This window comes from Exiguobacterium sp. s191 (genome assembly GCF_018618955.1).
Taxonomy (GTDB): domain Bacteria; phylum Bacillota; class Bacilli; order Exiguobacteriales; family Exiguobacteriaceae; genus Exiguobacterium_A; species Exiguobacterium_A abrahamii.
In genome coordinates this window covers 181,120-200,456 of sequence record NZ_JACSNC010000004.1, presented here as the reverse complement: position 1 = coordinate 200,456, position 19,337 = coordinate 181,120, and the positions used below count along the sequence as shown (strand labels likewise).

At 48.1% G+C, this 19,337-nt stretch carries 16 protein-coding genes; 13 read left to right on the top strand and 3 right to left on the bottom strand.

From position 1 onward, the window contains the following. The first annotated feature begins 74 nt into the window (after positions 1 to 74). The 3 genes from KNQ09_RS15580 (at position 75) to KNQ09_RS15570 (ending at position 3,567) form a co-directional block, all read left to right on the top strand. Positions 75 to 1,253: a CamS family sex pheromone protein gene (locus KNQ09_RS15580; protein ID WP_064300872.1), complete on the top strand. Its 1,179-nt coding sequence runs from the start codon at positions 75 to 77 to the stop codon at positions 1,251 to 1,253. A gap of 270 nt (positions 1,254 to 1,523) precedes the next feature. After that, positions 1,524 to 2,378, top strand: coding sequence for a MurR/RpiR family transcriptional regulator (locus KNQ09_RS15575; RefSeq protein WP_050678993.1), 855 nt, complete (start codon positions 1,524 to 1,526; stop codon positions 2,376 to 2,378). A 13-nt stretch (positions 2,379 to 2,391) separates the two neighbouring features. Beyond that, on the top strand, positions 2,392 to 3,567 hold the full coding sequence (locus KNQ09_RS15570) for a M20 metallopeptidase family protein (RefSeq protein ID WP_214858952.1): 1,176 nt from the start codon (positions 2,392 to 2,394) through the stop codon (positions 3,565 to 3,567). A gap of 55 nt (positions 3,568 to 3,622) precedes the next feature. Here KNQ09_RS15570 and KNQ09_RS15565 read toward each other — a convergent pair whose 3' ends face one another. Beyond that, complete coding sequence (locus KNQ09_RS15565) at positions 3,623 to 3,817, bottom strand: YwbE family protein (RefSeq protein ID WP_023467094.1); 195 nt, start codon at positions 3,815 to 3,817, stop codon at positions 3,623 to 3,625. 195 nt (positions 3,818 to 4,012) lie between these two features. Between KNQ09_RS15565 and KNQ09_RS15560 the strand changes: the two genes are divergently transcribed. From KNQ09_RS15560 to glsA, 3 genes are all read left to right on the top strand, one after another. Beyond that, positions 4,013 to 4,870, top strand: coding sequence for a DnaJ C-terminal domain-containing protein (locus KNQ09_RS15560; protein WP_050678995.1), 858 nt, complete (start codon positions 4,013 to 4,015; stop codon positions 4,868 to 4,870). A gap of 6 nt (positions 4,871 to 4,876) precedes the next feature. Continuing rightward, positions 4,877 to 7,453: an ATP-dependent chaperone ClpB gene (clpB, locus tag KNQ09_RS15555; RefSeq protein WP_214858951.1), complete on the top strand. Its 2,577-nt coding sequence runs from the start codon at positions 4,877 to 4,879 to the stop codon at positions 7,451 to 7,453. Positions 7,454 to 7,580: 127 nt separating this feature from the next. Beyond that, complete coding sequence (glsA, locus tag KNQ09_RS15550) at positions 7,581 to 8,513, top strand: glutaminase A (protein ID WP_023467099.1); 933 nt, start codon at positions 7,581 to 7,583, stop codon at positions 8,511 to 8,513. Here the strand turns inward: glsA and KNQ09_RS15545 are convergent. Continuing rightward, entirely contained in the window at positions 8,504 to 9,292 is a 789-nt protein-coding gene (locus KNQ09_RS15545; RefSeq protein ID WP_023467100.1) for a CHAD domain-containing protein, read from the bottom strand. The two genes, glsA and KNQ09_RS15545, sit on opposite strands and share 10 nt — an antisense overlap. Positions 9,293 to 9,384: 92 nt before the next feature. Here KNQ09_RS15545 and KNQ09_RS15540 point away from each other — a divergent pair, with 92 nt between their 5' ends. From KNQ09_RS15540 to KNQ09_RS15520, 5 genes are all read left to right on the top strand, one after another. Continuing rightward, positions 9,385 to 10,740 (top strand): MATE family efflux transporter, encoded by a 1,356-nt coding sequence (locus KNQ09_RS15540; RefSeq protein WP_058265717.1) that lies wholly within the window; start codon positions 9,385 to 9,387, stop codon positions 10,738 to 10,740. Further along, positions 10,737 to 13,295 carry a bifunctional lysylphosphatidylglycerol flippase/synthetase MprF gene (mprF, locus tag KNQ09_RS15535; protein ID WP_133208502.1) on the top strand — a complete coding sequence of 853 codons (2,559 nt, stop codon included), beginning with the start codon at positions 10,737 to 10,739 and terminating at the stop codon, positions 13,293 to 13,295. The genes KNQ09_RS15540 and mprF overlap by 4 nt, the downstream gene beginning before the upstream one ends. A gap of 183 nt (positions 13,296 to 13,478) precedes the next feature. After that, positions 13,479 to 14,636, top strand: a complete 1,158-nt coding sequence (gene nagA / locus KNQ09_RS15530) for an N-acetylglucosamine-6-phosphate deacetylase (RefSeq protein WP_064300867.1) — start codon at positions 13,479 to 13,481, stop codon at positions 14,634 to 14,636. Continuing rightward, a complete protein-coding gene (gene nagB, locus KNQ09_RS15525; protein ID WP_050679000.1) occupies positions 14,633 to 15,394 on the top strand; it encodes a glucosamine-6-phosphate deaminase in 762 nt (253 codons plus the stop codon). The genes nagA and nagB overlap by 4 nt, the downstream gene beginning before the upstream one ends. Positions 15,395 to 15,693: 299 nt before the next feature. Beyond that, positions 15,694 to 16,806 (top strand): LCP family protein, encoded by a 1,113-nt coding sequence (locus KNQ09_RS15520; protein ID WP_231681811.1) that lies wholly within the window; start codon positions 15,694 to 15,696, stop codon positions 16,804 to 16,806. 56 nt (positions 16,807 to 16,862) lie between these two features. Here KNQ09_RS15520 and phnF read toward each other — a convergent pair whose 3' ends face one another. Further along, positions 16,863 to 17,597 carry a phosphonate metabolism transcriptional regulator PhnF gene (gene phnF, locus KNQ09_RS15515; RefSeq protein ID WP_029340766.1) on the bottom strand — a complete coding sequence of 245 codons (735 nt, stop codon included), beginning with the start codon at positions 17,595 to 17,597 and terminating at the stop codon, positions 16,863 to 16,865. A gap of 128 nt (positions 17,598 to 17,725) precedes the next feature. On the opposite strand from phnF, the gene KNQ09_RS15510 reads away from it, so the two are divergent. Continuing rightward, a complete protein-coding gene (locus tag KNQ09_RS15510) occupies positions 17,726 to 18,874 on the top strand; it encodes an alanyl-tRNA editing protein (protein ID WP_214858950.1) in 1,149 nt (382 codons plus the stop codon). Beyond that, complete coding sequence (locus KNQ09_RS15505; protein ID WP_023467111.1) at positions 18,871 to 19,299, top strand: GNAT family N-acetyltransferase; 429 nt, start codon at positions 18,871 to 18,873, stop codon at positions 19,297 to 19,299. The genes KNQ09_RS15510 and KNQ09_RS15505 overlap by 4 nt, the downstream gene beginning before the upstream one ends. The last annotated feature ends 38 nt before the right edge of the window (positions 19,300 to 19,337 follow it).

The following is a 19,337-nucleotide window of genomic DNA, read 5'->3' as shown; positions in this document are numbered from 1 at the left end:
CTTGTCCTTCCCCGATGGAAAACGATTCTGTTATGATAAAGAGAACGATTTAAAAACATGGGGTGCAAATAGAGATGAACTATAAAACAGCAGTAGCGTTGACGTTATCGAGCACGTTATTTTTAGGTGCTTGTTCGTTCGACCTTTCGCCAAGTAGCGATACAAAAGAAGTCATTACTGAAAGTGAACAAGGTAAGGAAGTCCAAGCCGTTGTCAGTCCAGCCATTGATACGACGGATTCGTACTATCGGACGGTCTTGCCGTTTCGTCCAAGTGTTGCACGTGGAATGACACAAAAACGTGTCAGTTCACGTCTTGAGCTCGATGAAATCGAAACGGGTTTAATGCGTCATTCGACACAGTTTTTTGATCCGGAAAAATACTATTACCAAGAAGGTCAGTTACTCGAAGCCGACCAAATCGCGAAATGGTTGTTGCGAAAAGGAAAAGCAGGCGATGGCGTCAGCGATCCTGAAGGTCTGAACCCAGCCTACACGTCTGGTAAGTCGTATAAAGAAAAAAACCAAAAGTCACCTATGATTCTATCGCATATCTTAGAGCAAGACTACATGCTTGAAGAAGATAAGAAACTCGAACTCGGTGGGACGTCGATTGCGCTTGTCTTAAATAGTGAGTATGTGTTCCAAGATGAAAACTATGGACCGACCTATACCGTTAAACTTGATGAAAAGAAAGTCGTTGCTGAGGGAAAGCGGATGGCAAACGAGTTAGTCAAGAAAATGCGTAAGACACAAGGGATGAAGACGACACCGATTCACGTCGCCCTCTACCTCCAGGAAAAAGAAGGGTCTCCGGTTTCCGGTCACTATCTCTCGTCTGCCTTCATCGGTCGCGGGAATCAAATCAGTGCGAACGACTGGAAAAACTACAATGAACGCTATTACTACTACCCGTCAGCACGCGCAACGAATGACGTGCGGGATGATGCAGCGAAGTTCGATTTATTCAAAGACCGCCTAGAAGACTACTTCCCGAACTACACCGGTATGATGGGGGAAGGCTTCTATCAAGAAGATGAACTTAAAAAGCTTGAGATGAAGATTCCCGTTCAATTTTACGGAAAAGCAGAACTCGTCGCATTCGTTCAGTACGTGACGTACCTGCTTGAGAATCGTTGGGAGTATAATCGAAACATTCCAACGACGATCACTGTGACGAACTTGAACGGGGATACGGAAGCGATGCTATTCCTCGATCCGGATACAAAAAAACCGATCGTCAAGATTCGTTGATTCCTCCATTCACTTTATGAAGCGACATTCCTCCAATGGGCGGAATGTCGCTTTTTTGTACGACGGACGCTGGAAGAGAGAAGCATATGAATCAGAAAGGAAGGGTATGGAAGAAGAATGGTATTTTGTTTCACTTTCCCATTTTTTAGATTTACGAAAGCCAGTAGGAGAGAGCATAATGAAAGAAGAACAGTTCTACACACAGGAACGACGCGGTAAGTGATGAATCGTCAGTTCTTTTAAGAAGAAGAGGATAAAGGAGAGATGTAGATGAAAGGCGGTATCTATTCACAAATCGGTGCAGTTCGAGAGGAACTACCATCGTCCTCACGAAAAGTCGCAGACTATGTCTTGACGCATATGAACCAAATTGCGCGCATGACGATCCACCAACTTGCAGAGGAATCAGATACAAGTGCCGCTGCAGTCGTCCGCTTCTGTCGCGCGCTTGGATTAAAAGGATACCCGGAGTTGCGGATGCGCATTTCTGCCGATACAGCACGGACGGATTTAAAAGGGTATCACGATATCGAAAAGGATGAACGTCCCGTCGACTTGATTGAAAAAACGCTTAGTAACAGCATTCAAGCGTTACAGGATACTGCGAAGCAGTTGAATGATGAACGGATTGCAGATGCGATTGATGTGATTGATCAGGCACGTGCGATTTATTTTTATGGGATTGGGGCATCGCATGTCGTAGCCGAAGACGCTGCTCAAAAATGGACGCGTGTCGGGAAACTAGCGATTCAAGAAACGGACCAGCATCTACTTGCGACGATCTTAGCGAATGCACGTAAAGAAGATGTCTTCTTTGCGATTTCCTACAGCGGAGAAACGGAAGAGGTCGTCGAGTTGATCCGTTTGGCGAAAATCCAAGGACTAAAGGTCATCAGTCTGACACGTTTCGGGGACAATCGAATCAGTCAACTAGCGGATATCGCGCTTTGGACATCACGCGCACCAGAAGCGCCGCTTCGTAGTGCAGCGCTCAGTTCGCGTCTCGCCCAACTATTTGCGATCGATGTCTTGTTCTTATCGTATGCTGCGGGACATTATGAAGACACACTCGAACGCCTCCAATACACGCGGGAAAGCGTTAAGACACTGCATCAAAAGAAATAAGGGGGATACATATATGTCAGAACGAACTGCCGGACTAGACGCGTTGTATCCAGAAATGGTCGAGCGCCGTCGCTATTTACATCAGCACCCAGAGTTGTCGTTTCACGAAGTCGAGACCCCGCGTTATATCGCGCGACATTTAAAAGCGCTCGGAATCGAAGTCAAGACGGAAGTCGGCGGACGTGGTGTCGTCGGGTATATTCGTGGAGGAAAACCGGGAAAGACCGTCGCGTTACGCGCCGACTTTGATGCCTTACCGATTGCTGACGCTAAAGAGGTCGCGTATCGGTCGACGGTTCCGGGTGTGATGCATGCATGCGGTCACGATGGTCATACGGCGACGTTACTTGCTGTCGCAGAGACGCTCATGCAACAGCGAGAATCATTACCGGGGAACGTCGTTTTGATTCATCAACATGCGGAAGAAGTCGTTCCGGGCGGTGCACGCGATATGATTGCGGACGGTTGTCTCGAAGGAGTCGATGTCATCTTTGGAACGCATCTTTGGTCAACGATCGATTTAGGACACGTAGGTGTTCGGACTGGTCCGATCATGGCGGCGGCGGATAAGTTCGAACTGACCTTATATGGAAAAGGCGGACACGGTGCGAAACCACATGAGACGATTGATGCTGTCTTACTCGGGGCAACAATCGTTAAGGAATTACAATCGATCGTCAGTCGTCAACTCAATCCACTGGAGCCGGCAGTCGTGACCGTTGGAACATTACATGCTGGGAATACGTTTAATGTCATTGCAGATCAAGCGATGTTGACAGGAACGGTCCGGACGTTTGATGAAGCGACAGCGGACGAGATCATTGAGCGGATGGAGCGGACGATCAAAGGAATCTGTGAGGCAGTCGGAGCAACGTATCACTTTACATACGAAAAAGGCTATCCAGCTGTCGTCAATCATGCTTCACCCACCGCATTGATTGAATCTGTCGCACGAGAAGTTTTAGGAGACGAGCGTGTATTTGAGATTGAACCGACGATGGGTGGCGAGGACTTCGCTTATTACTTGCAACACGTACCTGGTGCGTTCTTCTTTACAGGAGCGGGAGATGCTTCGTATCCACCGCATCACCATCCACAGTTTGATTTTAAGGAGCCGGCGATGCTCGATGCAGCGCGTATTCTCGTCGAAGCGACATGGCGTTACTTAGAACAAGCGACTGAATCATGAAAAAATCGCTCGTCTTGACTCCGAAAAGGAATCAGGACGAGCGATTGCTGTCTTTTTATCCTAAAATTTCTTGAACACGACCGACTTGACCGTCTTCTAAGCGCACTTTAATCCCGTGCGGATGTTGCGGAGATTTCGTGAGAAGGTCTTTGACGATTCCTTCTGTTCGTTTACCTGTTCGTTGATCTTGCTTCAACACGATGCTGACTTTAAGACCGGGCGTGATATTTTTACGTGTTTTACCATCCATCTGTAGATCCTCCCATCGTTCATTTCCTGTTTGGCTATCAGTATAACATGGTTCAGTCGGTGAAACTTGTTTGTCGCAAGGACGTAAAGTGAAAAGAGAACAGAATGTCAGAAAAAAGTTTGACTATATTTGACCAATTAAGATACGACTTTTATAATTAAGGTAATGAAGTATAGGAAAGGGAAGTGAATTCGAATGGCAAAAGACTACTACCAAACACTCGGTGTCGCAAAGGATGCATCGAATCAAGATATTAAGCGCGCGTACCGCAAATTGGCGAAGCAGTATCACCCAGACGTCAATAAAGAGGCGAGTGCGGACCAGCGTTTCAAGGATATCCAAGAAGCCTTCGATGTGCTTGGAGATGAGGAAAAACGAGCGAAGTATGATCGATACGGCAGTAACTTCGATCAGATGGCAGGTGCTGGAGCTGGTGGCGCTGGAGATTACGAAGATCTGTTCCGACAGTTCGGAGGTGGTGGACGGACACGACCTGGACAATCGTTCGGATTTGAAGACATGTTCGGTTCGTTCTTTAGTCAGGAAGAAGTGTCGACCGATGAAGAGCTTGAATTGACGGTCCCACTCAGTCATCTCAGTACGAACGAAAAAGTCACGGTGCGTCTTGCGACGGGTTCGATCCAGCTGACGCTTCCGAAAGACGTCTATGACGGTAAAAAAGTTCGCTTACGTGGAAAAAGTTCGATGCGTAACCGACAAGGTGTCGCGGGAGATGTTTACGTGACGATTCACTTGAAGGATGACGATCAGTTCCGACGGGTCGACCAAGACGTCATTTCAACCGTCCGTGTTCATCCGACGACGCTTGTGCTCGGAGGCGAAGTCGTCGCAGATACGCTTGAAGGGAAACGAATCAAACTGAAAGTCAAACCGGGCACGAAACCAGGAGCACGACTCCGGATTCCAAATCGTGGTCTGAGTCAAGCGAATGGTCATCGTGGGGCGTTACTTGTCCAACTCGAAGTCAAGTTACCTGAGATGGACCGTGCCTTTTATGAAGAGTGGGAACGTCAACTTGCAGTGAAGGAGTGATCAAGGATGGATTTTGAACGTTTAACGGATCGGGCACACGAGGGAATCGTCTCTGCCCAAGCGATCGCGAAACAACGTCGTCATAGTGAAATCACAGAATGGCATTTGTTACTTGCCTTACTTGCTCAAGAAGAAGGGATTGCACGAGTCGTCTTTGAAAAGCTGAATCAACGGATTGAGACATTGAATGGAGCGATTGACGAGGCGATTGGTAAACTTCCTGCTTTGTCACAGGCGACGACGCCTCGGATCGGTAGCTCGTTGCTGAACGTGTTGACGGAAGCAGAGACGGAAGCGCGTCTCATGCAGGATGACTATGTCTCCGTCGAACACTTATTGCTAGCATTGATCAAACAATCAAGTCCAGCAGCTCAATATTTACGTCGTCAAGGCATTACGGAAGAGACACTCCGGGAAGCGATCGTCAGTATGCGAGGCAATCGGAAGGTCACGACGAAAAATCCCGAAGAGACGTTTGATGTGCTGAAAAAATATGGACGTGATCTCGTAGCGGATTTCCGGTCTGGGAAAACAGACCCGGTCATCGGCCGTGATGATGAGATTCGACGTGTCATCCGGATTTTGAGTCGGAAGACAAAAAACAATCCCGTCTTGATTGGAGAACCCGGCGTCGGGAAAACGGCAATCGTTGAAGGACTCGCGCAACGGATCGTCCGAGGAGATGTACCGGAGAGTCTGAAGAACAAGCAGTTGTTCAGTTTAGACATGAGTGCGCTCGTCGCTGGTGCGAAATACCGTGGTGAGTTCGAAGAGCGACTGCAAGCAGTCTTGAATGAAGTCAAGGAAGCCGAAGGACAGATTCTCTTGTTCATCGATGAGCTGCATACGATCGTCGGTGCCGGGAAGACGGACGGCGCAATGGATGCCGGAAACATGCTCAAGCCGATGCTTGCACGAGGAGAATTGCACTGTATCGGTGCGACGACGCTGGATGAGTACCGGAAGTATATCGAGAAAGATCCAGCGCTCGAACGTCGCTTCCAACAAGTACTCGTCGCAGAACCGGATGTCGAGGATACGATCTCCATTCTGCGTGGACTAAAAGAACGGTTCGAGATTCACCACGGTGTGCGGATTCATGATAATGCGCTCGTCGCGGCGGCGATGTTATCCGATCGGTATATTACGGATCGGTTTATGCCGGATAAGGCGATTGATCTCGTCGATGAAGCATGTGCAATGATTCGGACCGATATGGAGTCAATGCCAGCTGAACTCGATTCACTCGTTCGTCGAGTCATGCAGCTCGAAATCGAGGAAGCGGCATTAAAGAAAGAGACGGATGAAGCATCCCGGAAACGACTTACCGTCTTACAACAAGAACTCAGCTCTGTTCGAGAAGACGAGAGTGCGCTTCGGACACGATGGGAACGGGAAAAAGAGAGTTCGCAAAGTGTCCAACAGTTACGCGCGGATCTTGAGAAGGCAAAACTGGCATTACAAGAAGCGGAAGGGCGCTATGATTTGAACCGAGCATCGGAAATCAAGTACGGTCAAATTCCGGATCTTGAGGCACGTCTGAAAGTCGCGGAAGAGTCATCTGAACACGTCTCACACGAACTCGTTCGAGAAGCGGTGACGGAAGAAGAGATATCCGACATCGTTTCGAAATGGACCGGCATTCCAGTGACGCGGCTTGCGCAGGGCGAACGCGAAAAATTACTCTATCTTGAAGATACGCTTCATGAGCGTGTCTTCGGTCAAGACGAAGCGGTCCGTCTCGTCGCGGACGCTGTCATTCGAGCGCGAGCTGGCATCAAGGATCCGAACCGCCCGATTGGCTCGTTCTTGTTCCTTGGTCCGACAGGGGTCGGGAAGACAGAACTCGCAAAAGCCTTGGCAGCCGCGATGTTCGATAGTGAAGATCACATCGTCCGCATCGATATGTCGGAGTATATGGAAAAACACAATGTCTCCCGTCTCGTCGGTGCGCCTCCGGGATACGTCGGTTATGAAGAAGGCGGTCAATTGACGGAAGCCGTCCGACGGAGCCCGTATTCGGTTCTGTTGTTCGATGAGATCGAAAAAGCGCACGGCGACGTCTTCAATATCTTGCTTCAGTTGCTCGACGATGGTCGATTGACGGATGCGCAAGGACGGGTCGTCGACTTCAAGAACACGATCGTCATCATGACGTCAAACATCGGAGCACCCATCCTGCTTGAAGCCGCCAAAGATGGTGTCATCGATGCAGCGGAAGAGGAAGCCGTTCGCCAAGAACTGAAGCGCCACTTCCGACCGGAGTTCTTGAACCGGATCGATGATACGATTTTATTCCATCCACTCCACCGGACGGAAATCGAACGAATCATCGACAAAGCGGTCGAGAAAATGAGTTCACGTTTATCTGGACGAGGTATTACGATTGATGTTACGGATGCTGCGAAGAAGTTGATTTTCGAAGAAGCCTTCGAACCACAATACGGCGCACGTCCAATCAATCGCTATATGCAACGGACGATTGAGACGAAACTTGCCCGTGCCTTGATCAGTGGGGCGATACAAGATGGTGCCCGGATTGCGATTGACGTAGAAGACGGCGAACTAGTCGTCCACGGATAAAGCGGATGCTAGAAAAAGGAGTCGACTCGGCTGAAACGAGTCGACTCCTTTTAGCGTTTACGGAAGAACCATATCCGTATTCGTCAGATGCGTGATAAGCTAGAAAAAAAGAGAAAGAGGGAACGCCATGAATGTTACACAAGCACAACTCGAGGAGTTGATTGAAGAATGCCGTCCGTATACAGTGCTTGGACAAGTCGCCAGTTATATTCCAGAGCTTGCGAAGGTTGATCCAACACAACTCGGAATCGCCGTCTGTAATGCCGACGGGACGTTCGTCTCGGCAGGTGATGCGGATACGATGTTTACACTACAGAGTGTATCGAAGATCATCACGCTCGCATTCGTCCTCGAGACATTCGGAGAAGATTATGTTTTTTCAAAAGTCGGGATGGAACCGACGGGTGATGCATTCAATTCGATCGCGAAACTTGAAGAGACGATTCCAACAAAACCGCTCAATCCAATGATCAATGCAGGAGCACTAGCCGTGACGAGCATGTTACCGGGAACGGATGCTGCCGATAAATTACTCCAATTGCGTCAATTCATCGCAAAACTGTTGGATATTGAAGTAGAAATGGTAAAATATGACGCAGATGTTGCTGAATCGGAATTCGAAACGACAGATTTGAATCGGGCACTGCTCTACTTCATGCGCTATCACGGTGTGATTGAGGGAAATGTCGAAGAAATCATCGACGTCTATACGAAACAATGTGCGATTTTGACGAACTGTAAAGGACTTGCCATGATGGGAAAAATTTTGAGTACATCCGGAAAAACGCCATCAGGACGCCAAGTCATTTCACGTCGGAACGCACGAATCATTCGAGCAATCATGACGACGTGTGGCATGTACGATGCATCTGGAGAATTTTCCGTCCAAGTCGGGCTTCCAGGAAAAAGTGGTGTTTCCGGTGCAGTCGTTGCTTGCGGTCGAAGTGATTTCGATATGGCTGATCTCGGAATCGGTGTCTTTGGACCATCGCTTGATGCCAAAGGGAACTCCATTGCCGGAACAAAGATGTTGGAATTACTCGTTCAACGTCATCCATGAGCGATTTCAATCTGATCAAGCGCAGAACGTAGCTCGTCCTCTAAACGCTTAATCTGACGCAAACGCTCTTCTTGATAAGCAGATGGAACCTCGAAAGAGCGCCATCTTTCTAATCGCTGATACGTATCATTGATGTGTCCGAGTCGTGTCTGGGTTGTCTTTAGGCGATCGACAGCAGACTTCGGTTGATGCGTGTAGGGACGAAGGTACTCGACCGTATAACGGTATGCTTTTGTAGCAAGCCGTAATTCATGCATTCGTTCGACACGCTTCGTTCCATCCTTTCGTTGCACTTTTTCAAATTGTTCACGTTTTTTTTCATAGCGTTTCTCGGCGGCCTGAATCAGCTCTTTTTCTGACATCCGTTTGAGGCGCTTTGTCATCGGACCGGCTAAAAAGCGACGAACGGATCGATCCAGTTCATTGGAGATCAAGAGATGCATCGTCTCGATTAAAGTCGAACGTTTCCCTTGAAGTTGCAGAGCAACATGGTTCGCGAATAACTGATCGATTTCTGTTTTGTTTGAGGTTGCTTCCAGTTGTACGTCGAGGTCGCGGACTTCGCCGAAAGCATGCATCAGCCGCTTCCAAATCAAATAAACGGGTTCCTCCGTTAAATCGACCAATCGGGCGAAGGTGATTAGTTTCCGTAACCGAATCCGCGCTTGATGGACATCTTCCGGATTTTCAAACGTTTGAGCCTCTTTGGCATAATGATTGAAGGTCGACCATGTCTCAAGCAATTCGAAAGTCAGCTTTTCAGTATCTCGATGGTTCATGAGATGAATCCCTCCTCGGATTATTTTCGTAAGAGTTCAAGAGTGCTAGGTTTTAAAATTAAGGAGGACACCTCCTGAAATGTGGTGGAAACATGTTAGAAACAGTTACGTTCTCAGGAAAGATGAAGCAATTCATGAAAATTTTCTTTCCGATCCTCGTAACGCAAGTCGCGTTTTACTTAATTAGTTTTTTCGATACGGTCATGGCCGGTCGATATGGTTCTGCTGATTTAGCAGGCGTCGGGGTCGGAGCAAGTCTCTGGGCACCCGTCTACACAGGACTGACCGGTATTCTACTTGCCGTCGCACCGCTCGTTTCCCAAGCGATGGGAGCGAAACGCGAGCGGGAAGTCAAACGAATCGTCATGCAGGCGTTGTACGTTGCTGTCGTGATCATTGGTTTGACTGTCGTCATCGGACTTATCGCTGTCAATCCGATTCTCGAACGGATGGAGTTATCAGCAGAGGCGCGTGAAGTCGCGCGAAATTACCTCGTGATGTTAGCACTCGGAATCGTACCGATGTTCGTTTTCTTCGTGTTACGAACACTCGTCGATTCATTAGGCAAATCAAATATCACGATGGTCTTACTACTAATCTCTTTACCCATTAACGTCCTTTTCAATTATCTATTCATCTTCGGAAGCTTCGGTTTTCCGGAACTTGGTGGAGTGGGTGCGGGAGTTGCGACTGCCATCACGTACTGGATTCTTTGTCTAGCGATCATCGCTGTCGTCTTTAAAGGAGAGTTATTTCAACGCCTTGGGATTCTGCGGCGCTTTTACCGTCCAGACATGAAGCGAATCAAGGAATTGATTCTACTCGGTGCCCCGATTGGTCTTGCGATTTTTTCTGAAGTCAGTATTTTCTCGGCGGTCACGTTGCTGCTCGGAGCGTACGGCGATGTCATCATCGGTGCCTATCAAGCGGCCATTAACTTCGCTTCGTTTGTCTATATGATTCCATTATCTGCTGCGTCCGCTTTGACGATCACAGTCGGTTTTGAGGTCGGTGCCAAACGAATCAAGGACGCTGTCCAGTACGTCGTCATTGGATTGACGATGTGTGTTGCCGTCTCCTTGTTCTCTGGGATCTTATTGTACTTAAAGAATGAAGAACTTGCCGCTTTGTATAGTCGTGATCCTCAAGTCATCGAAGCAGCCGCACACTTCATGATTTTAGCGATTTTCTTTCAACTGTCGGATGCCGTTGCTGCACCGACGCAAGGTGCATTACGTGGATTCAAGGATGTCAATGTCACCTTCTTGTTGACGATTGCTGCCTACTGGGTCATTGGACTACCATTAGGTTTTTATCTCGAACGCTATACGACGCTCGGACCAGATGGTTACTGGTGGGGATTGATCATCGGTCTTGCGGTCGGAGCAACGCTACTACTTGTTCGTCTTATGCATTTAATCCGTAAATCAAGGAGGCTGGCAGCTTGAAATTCTCAAAACAACGCATCATGACGATTGCGAAGATCATCTTGCCGATCGTCTTGATTGGATTCATTTTTTATCAAGGACAAAACGAATTGCGGAGTTTGTCGCTACAGGAATCGATTCAAGCGATTCGTCAAGTCCCATCTTGGCAATTCATCCTGTTGATTCTCGCAGGTCTTGCGGCCGTCTCGACGATGTTCTTTTATGATTTCTTCTTATTACGTTCATTGGAGGCGAAAGCACCGATCGGACTGATTTTCCGAGCATCCTGGATTGCGAACTCCTTTAACGGCATCATCGGATTCGGCGGTCTCGCTGGGATGGCGATCCGCTCCGCTCTTTATCGACCATTCGTTGAAGGCGGTCGTTTGTTGAAGGCGATCGGCTGGATGGCACCGACGTTAATCAGTGGATTGTCCATCTTATCCGCCTTATCGCTTCTGCATGTTTTTCCAGCGTTCGAAGTGCTCGATTTAAAAAAATGGTTGTGGCCCGTCATCATTGGTGTCGCATTCTTCTTTCCACTTTATTTGCTGTTCTCGTTTCGACGAGGCAATAGCAGCATCCATCCGAAATCGATTGCGTTATATTCACTCGTCTCACTCGCAGAATGGTTCAGTGCTGGCGTTGTCGTCTATCTGATTTTGGCGGCGCTCGGAACGGATGTCAGTTTCTCAAAAGTCATCGGTGTTTTCATTATCGCTGCGACAGCCGGTTTGATCTCGATGGTACCGGGTGGGTTTGGTTCGTTTGACTTAGTGTTTTTGATCGGCATGCAGCGCGCGGGTGTCGAGGAAGGCATCGTCTTGACAGGATTATTGATCTATCGTCTTGTCTACTACTTGATTCCGTTCCTGATCGGTGTCATTTTCTCAGCTCGGGAGTTCAGCGGTCCGGTCGTCAAGATGATCGAAGACAAACCGATCGTTGGTCCATCGATGGAGGTCGGGGGCGTCATTTGGCGCTTACAACTGCGATTCCTCAGTAAAATTCGTCATTTCACACTCGCGTTGATCACACTCGTTGCCGGAATCACGATCTGGGGACTGGCGATTTTACCACCTGTCTCGACGCAGTATGAATATTTGGAATCGAAATTACCGCATGAAGCGCTGTTACTCGCGAATAGTTTCTTCTTGATGGGCGGCTTATTGTTCGTCCTCTTATCGACAGCACTGTATCGTCGAACAAAACGGTCGTTATATATGATGTACGGGGCATCTTTTTTCGCCTTGATTGGAATGGCACTTCGTGGTTTTAACTTGATTTCCTTCCTTGCCGTCATCATCGTCCTCGTCTTGCTACTGATGTCGCGAAAAGCATTTCACCGAGAACGAACGCTCATTACGACGACACGGTTCATCCGGGTTGCCTTCGCTGGTCTATTGTACATTGGAGGATTCGTCTTTTTTGGATACGCCTTCTATACACTCGGATCAGCAGACGGAACAAAAGTGTATCCGGCACATGAAATTTTCATGTTTGCAGCGAGTGCCTCTATCTTTGCGCTCGTTTATGTTCTCGTCTTCATCCGCTTATTCAATACATTCAATCAACCGGTTCTCGGTGAGCGATTCGATGCTGAAAAGATCGAGTTGGTGTTGCGTGAGCAGGGTGGGAATTATTTAAGCCATCTCGCGTTTCTAGGTGATAAACGTTTCTTCTTCTCCGAAACAGGACGTTCATTCATCCAGTTCAGTCAGACCGGCAATCGGATCATGGTCCTTGGCGACCCTAGTGGAGATCCGAAGGAACATTCACAAGTCATCGCGTCTTTCTTGCGTCGCGTCGAAGATCTTGGATATATTCCGAACATCTATCAAATTCAAGCGCAAAATATGTCTCTCTATCATGATTTTGGCTTCAACTTCTTCAAACTTGGTGAAGAAGCGATCGTTGATATTCCATCTTTCACTGTATCAGGAAAAAAACGAGCTGGACTTCGGTCGATTAAAAATCGCTTTGAACGAGAGGGCATGACGTTCGAAGTAGTCGAGCCACCTATTTCAGGAACTCTATTAGCAGAACTACAAGAGGTCTCCGACGAATGGTTAGGAGGGAAGTCCGAGAAAGGTTTCTCGCTCGGTTACTTCCACGAACCTTATTTAAACCGGGCACCGATCGGCATCATGCGTGAAGCGGAAGGACGATTGATCGGGTTCATGACATTCATGCCTGCTTACCAAGAAGGGGTCCTATCGATTGACTTGATGCGTTTTCGACCAGATGGACCGAATGGAATCATGGATGCGATGTTCATCCGACTATTCGAGTATGCGAAAGATGAAGGCTACCACACGTTCAACATGGGAATGGCTCCGCTTTCGTCTGTCGGAGAGGACGAGACGTCCTTCTGGCAAGAACGTGTGGCAGCGGATGTCTTCAATAATATTCGCTACATGTATAGTTTCACCGGTCTACGACGATACAAAGAAAAGTATGATCCAAAATGGGAAGGACGATATCTGGCTTACCGAAAGCGTCAATCGTTACCGATGGCAATCTTAAAAGCAACGCGTCTGATTTCTCGAAAGAAAGACCGGATTTTATTACCATGATCGACTGACGCATGAAGTCGGCAATCGACGGGTATACAAAGGGCGACCCTATATCTACGGATATGCGGGATCGTCCTTTTATAATTTCGTTTAAATGTACAAAGGTCTATACAACTAGAATTAATCGCGTTATACTAGATACGGAAGCAAGTCATGGAACGGATAGAGAAAGGAAGATGCCAGATGACAGTGATCATCAATGCTCGGATTTACACGGGGGAGCAGACGATTGAAGACGGCTTCATTCGTTTTGACCGAACAATCGAGGCGATGGGACCCATGTCGAAATTCGAGGAAATCGCAGGAGAAGAGACGATCGATGCGCAGCATCAATCACTCATTCCGGGAATGATCGATGTGCATATTCATGGGGGATATGATGTCGATGTCATGGATGGAGATGTCGAGAGGTTGCGTCATTTCAGCCGACAGATGTTACAAGAAGGTGTGACATCATTTTTAGCGACGACGATTACTCAGGACTGGGGAAATATCACACGCGCGCTTGAGACGGTCCGAGAAGTCGTAGCGCAAGACGATACGACGATCGTCGGCGTTCATCTTGAAGGACCATTCATCAATCCGGATTATGCGGGTGCACAGCCTCACGAACATATCGTCGAACCGGATGTCGAGCAGTTCTTGAAATGGCAAAAAGCAGCAGGGAACACGATCAAGCTCGTCACATACGCTCCGGAACGCCCGGGAGCACGGGCGTTCGAAGAAGCGGTGCGCTTGACGGGTGCGATTCCGTCAGCCGGACATACAGATGCGACGTATGCCCAAAACCAAGCCGGTCACGTCACGCATGGTACCCACCTCTACAATCAAATGCGGGCACTTCATCACCGGGAACCAGGCACGGTCGGATATTGCCTCCTGACACCAGACGTCTATGCGGAGATCATTCCGGATGGGATTCACAGTGCGCCAGAAATGGTCGACTTCGCCTACCGAATGAAAGGCGCAGATCGACTGATCGTCATCACGGATGCGATGCGTGCAAAAGGATTAGCTGATGGTGAATATGAGTTAGGTGGTCAGGCTGTATTCGTTCGAGACGGTGCGGCACGTCTTGAAAACGGTAGTTTAGCTGGAAGTGTCTTAACGATGGACGCTGCATTACGAAACATCATCGCCTATACAGGATGTTCGCTTGAAGAAGCAGTCCGCATGACATCGGTCAATGCGGCAAAAGAACTTCAATTGACTCAAAAGGGAAGCCTCTCGGTCGGCAAGGATGCGGACATTGTCCTGCTCGACGAAGCGCTACACATTCAAGAAACGATTCATCGTGGTACGCGACACCGGATCACGAACGGAAAGGAGTCTACCTCATGAAATGGATGATCGTAGAAAAAGGAGAAGAATTAGCACAGGTGGCCTATCAATTTTTGAAACAGGAAATTGAGCGTCACCCGGAAGGTTTGACGGTAGGACTGGCAACGGGAAGTTCACCGGTCGGCGTCTATGAAGAATGGCGGAAGGATTCGCTCGATTGTCGACATGTGACGACGGTTAATCTAGACGAATATGTCGGTCTCAGCCCAGAGCATCCACAAAGTTATCATACGTTCATGCAAGAGCATCTATTCAAAGATGTCGCGTTTAAGGAATCATTCGTTCCAATCGGGGACACAGAAGATCCCGTGCGCGAAAGTGAACGATATGAAGCGCTCGTCCGCAATCGAGGAATCGACATTCAATTACTTGGAATCGGAGCGAATGGACACATCGCCTTCAATGAACCAGGTACACCGTTCGATGCTAAGACACACGTAACGGAATTGACAGAGTCGACACGAGAAGCGAACCAACGATTCTTTGATCGATTAGAAGAAGTACCGACGAAGGCGATCACGATGGGAATCGGTACGATCATGGAAGCGAAGAAAATCCTTCTCGTTGCTTCTAGTGAACGAAAGGCAGAAGCGGTTCGCGACATGATGGAAGGTGTCGCAACAACGGATTGTCCAGCGACTGTACTCAAGCGTCATGCCGATGTCATGGTGATCTTGGACGAAGAAGCTGCATCTTTATTGTCAGATGACGCTAAACGTACAGGACGAGCGGCTTATCTGAATTTCATGAAAGTATGACGATGGAAGAGCGATGAATCAAAAGGGATAGAGACAATCATTGGATTGACTCTATTCCTTTTTTTGATTCTGTTGAGCCTAGTCTCAAGCGATTTTTTATTTTGATAGAAAGGCATCAACAGGACATATACCAAGATCATTCAATCTCATGATACAGTGCACTAAGGGTCCATGATTTTTTCAGTGCAACGATTCCATACAATTTCTTTAATCGAAACGTAAATTGACATTTCATTAAATGTACGGATAATGGAGATTAGCGAACTTTACGGAAAATTTACATGAAAATGAGGGTTTACATGATGGAAACGCGATCCGCACGAAAGAGACAGCCAAGTGCTGGCAAGATGTTCATGAAAGTCATCGCTGCACTCGTCCTGCTTGTCACAATCATCGGTTCTGGTTACGCTGGAGCTGTTTTTATTAAAACGCAAGAAACATTGGCAAAGACACAAATTAATATTCCAGGCTCGAAGGTGAGCTCTAAATATGATGATGTTCCGTCTGAATCGTTCTTGATTCTTGGGACGGATGAAACGAAAAAAAGTAAAGAACGAAATGAACCGGCGCGATCAGATGTCATGATCGTCGGAATCTTAAATAAAAAAACGGAACAATTAGTGTTGACGAGTATTCCGCGTGATTCACTCGTGAACATCGATTATTCGAAATACGATGTACCTTATGGTAAGACAGGTGTTGAGCAAGATAAAATCACCCATGCCCATTACTTCGGTTCGATGGATAAATCGAATTCCTATAATGGGATTAAATTAGCGCGTGAAACGACAGAAAACCTGCTCGGTATTCAAATCGATCACGTCGTTAAAGTTAACTTCCAAGGATTCGTTCAATTGATCGATGCATTGGACGGCGTAGACATCGATGTACGATATGCGTTCAAAGAGCAAGATTCAAAACGTAAAGCCGGTACTGTCACTGTTGATAAAGGGATGCAACATTTAACAGGAGAGCAAGCACTTGCTTACGTCCGGAACCGTCATGATGATCCGCTCGGTGATATCGGACGCGGTCAAAAACAGATGCAAGTCATTCAAGCGGTCGCCAAAGAAGCGGCAAGTTTCCGTTCCCTCAGTGCATACCGTGATATTTTGGATGCTGTCGGTGATAACGTCGAAACGAACTTAGGTCCGAACGATTATACACGCTTAGCAGATTTCACAGCAGCGTTACGTAATACGACGGAGTACCAACTCGCTGGAGAAGGCTACATCGGTATTAGCGGGAAATGGGAATATCATCTCGATCCGAATCAATTGGAGCAAGTGAAAAGTAATTTAGCAAAAGCGATGCAAGGTCAAGAAGTCGAACCGATCAAGGAAGAGACAGACCCGGCACAAAGTACGACAGAAGAACCAGTGACAGAGACGGAAGCCGTCCCTGCACAGTAAGACACACTAAAAATCCCCTTGTATCATCGTCACTGTACGACGATACAAGGGGATTTTTAGCGTTGGCGTTCCATTTCAACGGTGAAGGTATAGCGGTCGCCGCGGTAAGCGGAGATGACGTATTCAAACGGTTGCTCTGTTGTCAGGTACGTCAGTTGCTCGACAGATAAGACAGGCGAAGCGGTCGATAGACCAAGATGGCCCGCCTCTTCCTTCGTTGCAAGACGTGATTCGAACGTTTGACTCGCACGTCCAAGATTTAATCCGCTCGCTTCTGCAAATGCATAGAGCGATGCGGTCGCGACGTCTTGATCGAGTCCAGGTAAGAGCTGTTCCGGGATATAGACGGTCTCAAGGGCAAGCGCTTGCTCATCAGCAATTCGTAAACGTTTCAGTTCATACACGGATGCCCCTTCGCGAATCCGGAGCTTATTGGCGATCGTCATCGACGCGTCGATGATTTGATAGGAGAGAAGCGCACTCGTCGGTTCTAGTCCAAGATGTTCCATCTCTTCCGAGAAACTCGTCAATCCAGACAGTTGCATGACGATTTTTTTATTCGCGACGAATGTTCCTCGTCCTTTTTGACGAATCAAGTAACCGGCGTTGACCAAGTTTGAAATGGCTTGTCGGACCGTCATTCGGCTGATTTGGTGCGCTTCGGCAAATTCGCGCTCGGACGGGATCAGATCGCCAGGTTGAAGAACACCGCTTTCGATTTGTTGTTTTAAGGCAGCTTCGATTTGATAGTAGATGGGGAGTGGTGAATTTTTATTGATATGCTGAATCACGGCATTTCGTCCCTTCGCGATCGGTAGTCTTTCGTCTAGTGTACTAGGAAAAAGGCAAGCCGACAAACGATTCTGGATGAAATATGGCATAATACAGAGTGAAACTGACAGAGAAAGGTGGTCGAGGCATGCGCCCCGAACAAATAGAATCCGATGTCCGAACCTTTCAGACATCCATTCGCACGACAAAACAAGTAGATGGTTATTGGGTTGCTTTAGAGAAAAGTTACTTCTATCCGGAGAGCGGTGGACAGCCGGCGGATCGTGGAACATTGAACGACCAACCGGTCCTTGACGTTCAAATCGAAGACAGTGTCGTCTGGCACCAACTGGCGACGCCGCTCACAGGTGACGTCACCGGTATCGTAGATGACGCAGTCCGGATCGATCATGCGGCGCAGCATACGGCACAACATGTCATCTCTGCAATCCTACAAGATGAATCAAATATCAAGACACTCAGTTTTCGGACGGGAAGTGAGGTCTCGACGCTTGATATCGAGACACCTGAATGGACAACTATGCAACAAGAACAACTGGATCGACGATTACGCCAGGTGATTGAACAAGGATTACCGATCACGGCGACAGAGTATGACGAGGCGGAAGCGCTACGCTTACCATTACGAAAAACACCACAAGTTGAAGGACGAATTCGTGTCGTTCAAATCGGCACACTCGATTATAGTGCCTGTGGTGGGACGCATCTTGATTCAACGGCACAGCTCGAGTCGATTCTCTTTACCGGAGTCGAGCGGGTTCGTGGAAATATTCGTCTGTCCTATGTCGCAAAAGAACGGGCATACCAACTCGTTCAGGCAGAACGACGAGCCTTACGGGAAGCGGCGCAAGCCTTGTCGGTCAAACCAGTTCAAATGCTAGAAGCCGTCCAAGCGTTACAAGAAGAGCAGAAACGCTTAACGAAACAGGTCGAACACGCCCAGGAACAACTTGCAACGTTCACACTCGCTCACGCTTTAGAACAACAAGAAGGCATTCTTGTGTTTGAACATCTGGATGAAGAAATCAAAATATCCGAACAACTTGCTAAAGCGATTCAAGAAGCGGGACGCGTCGGCGTCGTCTGGAATGCGACGACGAACAAGTTACTGATGAGTAGTCCAGGTGAACCCCATCTCGGGAAGTTCGCTAAAGCACATGTCCAAACATTTAACGGGCGAGGCGGAGGAAGTGCGGTTCAGGCACAGGCACAATTTACGAATCGGGATGATGCGATGGCATATGTCGATCGATTACGGGAGGAATATCAGTCATGACAGTCATTCAAGTACGTACAGCAGAACAACATCAAGCCGTCCGGATGATCCGGGAGCGTGTCTTCGTCGAGGAGCAAGGCGTACCACGCCATCTTGAATACGATACACATGATGAAACAGCGATTCATCTGCTTGTCCTCGATGAGCAGAGTCGACCGGTCGCAACGGGTCGTACCCGTCCATATGACGACCAACGGATGAAGGTAGAGCGTGTCGCGACGCTAGCGACAGCGCGAGGAAAAGGATACGGTGGCGAGTTGATGCAGGCGATGGAACGAGTCGCACGTCGCGAAGGGAAGCAATTGCTAACACTCGGCGCACAAGTTCAAGCGATCCCGTTTTATCAAGGACTCGGGTATACGATCGTCTCCGATGAATTCGATGATGCGGGCATCCCGCACCGAACGATGGAGAAAAAAATGTAAGTCATTTTGAAAGAAATCCTGCAAAAAGGGTTTCTTTT